Origin of the sequence: Streptomyces humidus (assembly GCF_014649655.1) — a bacterium.
GTDB classification, from domain to species: Bacteria; Actinomycetota; Actinomycetes; order Streptomycetales; family Streptomycetaceae; genus Streptomyces; species Streptomyces humidus.
Genome location: NZ_BMTL01000106.1, coordinates 1 through 2,599, shown reverse-complemented (window position 1 = coordinate 2,599; position 2,599 = coordinate 1). Strand labels below are relative to the sequence as shown.

The following is a 2,599-nucleotide window of genomic DNA, read 5'->3' as shown; positions in this document are numbered from 1 at the left end:
CACTGATGAACTGCCTGGGCCGGCTGCATGCCCGGGGTGTGGAGGTGGACTGGGAGAGGGTGTTCGCAGGGACGGGCGCCCGCCGGGTCGACCTGCCGACGTATGCCTTCCAACGCCAGCGGTTCTGGCTGAACTCGACGGTGTCGTCCGGTGATCCCGCGTTCGCGGTGGAGCATCCGCTGCTCGACTCGGTGATCAGTGTTCCCGACACCGGTGGTGTGCTGGGTACCGGTCGGCTGTCGTTGGCCGCTCAGCCCTGGCTGGCGGAGCACGCCGTGTCCGGCACGGTCCTGCTGCCGGGTGCGGCCCTCGTGGAACTCGCCGTCCGCGCGGGGGACGAGGTCGGTGCGCGGTCCCTGCGCGAATTGATCATCGAAGCCCCCCTGGTGATCCCCGAGAAGGGTGCGGTCCGTATCCAGGTCTCGGTCGGTGAGGACACCGGCGGTGTGCGGCCCGTCGCGGTGTACTCGCGGCCCGACGACGCGGAGCCCGGAACCTCCTGGGTCCGCCACGCCAACGGCCAGCTCGACGACGAGGCCCCGACCGCCGACACCACCCTCGGTGTCTGGCCCCCCGAGGGCGCGCAGCCCGTCGATCTGACCGATTTCTACGCGGACCAGGCGAGCGCCGGATACGCGTACGGGCCGCTGTTCCAGGGGCTCAGCACGCTGTGGACCCGCGAAGAGGAGATCTACGCCGAGGTCACGCTCCCGACGGACGACACCGAGGCGGCGGCCGGTTTCGGTCTGCATCCCGCACTTCTCGACGCGGTCCTGCACTGCGGCGCCTTCACCGAGCGGAAGGCCGAGAAGGGCAAGCTCATACTGCCGTTCGCGTGGAACGGCATGACGCTGCACGCCTCGGGCGCCACCAGCCTGCGGGTGCGCATGACGCCCACCGGTCCTGAATCGGTGGCGCTGGAACTCGCCGACGGCGACGGCGCCCCCGTCGCGTCGGTGGAGTCGCTCGTGCTGCGCGCGGTCGACGACGAGCAGCTCAAGGCCGCCGGACGGACCGCTCCCGGCACGGACGCCCTGTTCGCCGTCGAATGGACCGCGATGCCGGCCGAAGCGACGGCCGGTGCCGCTGCCGCGGTCGTCCCGCACCCGGTCTCCATGGCCCTGGACGTCGAGGAACTGGTGCGGTCCGGGGCGTCGATGCCGGAGGTGCTGGTCGTCGACGCCGTCGACGGCGTGGTCAGCGCCGAGCGGGTCCGTGGTCTCGTGGGCCGGGTCCTCGGGATCCTTCAGGCGTTCCTCGCCGCGCAGGAACTCGAGTCGACCCGCCTGGTCGTCGTGACGCGCGGCGCGGTAGGCGTCGCCGGCGACTCCGAGGTGAGCGACCCGGCGGGCGCCGCGGTCTGGGGGCTGGTGCGCGCCGCGCAGGCCGAGAACCCGGACCGCGTCCTGCTGATGGACGTGGACGAGGTGCAGGCGTCCCGGCCGGCCCTGGCGGGTGTACTGGCCACTGGAGAACCTCAGGTGGCGGTGCGCGGCGATGTCGTGCACACGCCGAGGCTCGTACGGGCCGCGGTCGATCCCGCCACCGGGACCGCACCGGCCTCGGCAGGGACCGCACCGGTCTCGGCCGGAACCCGGCCCGCACCGGACTCGGCGGAGGCCGGGCGCGCACTGGATCCTGCGGGAACCGTGTTGGTCACCGGCGGGACCGGCACGCTGGGCGGCCTCGTCGCCCGGCATCTCGTCGCCGCACACGGCGTACGCCGACTTCTGCTGACCAGCCGTCGCGGACCGGACGCGCCCGGCGCTGCGGAACTGACGGCCGAACTCGAAGCTGCCGGAGCGAGCGTCATCGTGGTGGCGTGCGACATGTCGAAGCGCAGAGCGGTGAAGAAGCTTCTCGCGGCGGTGTCGTCCGACGCGCCTCTGACCGCCGTCGTGCACGCGGCGGGAGTCCTCGACGACGCGGTGATCGCGAGCCTGACCCAGGAGCGGATCGGCGCCGCCTTCCGGCCCAAGGTCGATGCCGCGCTCACGCTGCACGAGCTGACCCGTGACATGGATCTCTCGGCGTTCGTCCTGTTCTCCTCGGCGGCGGGTGTGATCGGGGGGCCGGGGCAGGGCAACTACTCGGCGGCGAACGCGTTCCTGGACGCCTTCGCCCGGTGGCGCCGGGCGCAGGGACTGCCCGCCGTCTCCCTGGCCTGGGGTCTCTGGGCCGAGACCGGCGGCATGATCGCGACGATGAGCGAGTCGGACCGGGCCCGTATGGGCCGGAGCGGAGTCCTCCCGCTGGCCACCGAGGACGGCATGGCCCTCCTCGACACAGCCCTGCTCGACACGGCCCTGTCCGGTGAGGTCTCCACGCTGGTGCCGGTGAAGTTCGACTTCGCCGCACTGACGGAGCAGGCGCGGAACGGGCAGTTGCCACCGATGCTGCGCGGCCTGGTCCGCCGGCCGCGTCGCGCGGCCCGCGCCGCGGCCGCGGGCACCGGCTCGGCCACCGGCGACTCCTTGGCGGACCGCCTCGCGACGCTGACCCTCGACGAACAGAAGCGCCGTCTCGTGGAGTTGGTGTCGGGTGAGGTGGCGGTGGTGTTGGGGCATGCGGGTGCGGGGGACATCGGTGCGGGTCAGGC

The 2,599-nt window shown here is 72.7% G+C and carries 1 protein-coding gene; it reads left to right on the top strand.

The window, feature by feature from the left end; genetic code table 11:
- Positions 1-44: 44 nt before the first annotated feature.
- Positions 45-2,599 (top strand): type I polyketide synthase (locus tag IE239_RS41200; protein WP_190154568.1); only part of this gene is annotated, 2,555 nt, incomplete at its 3' end.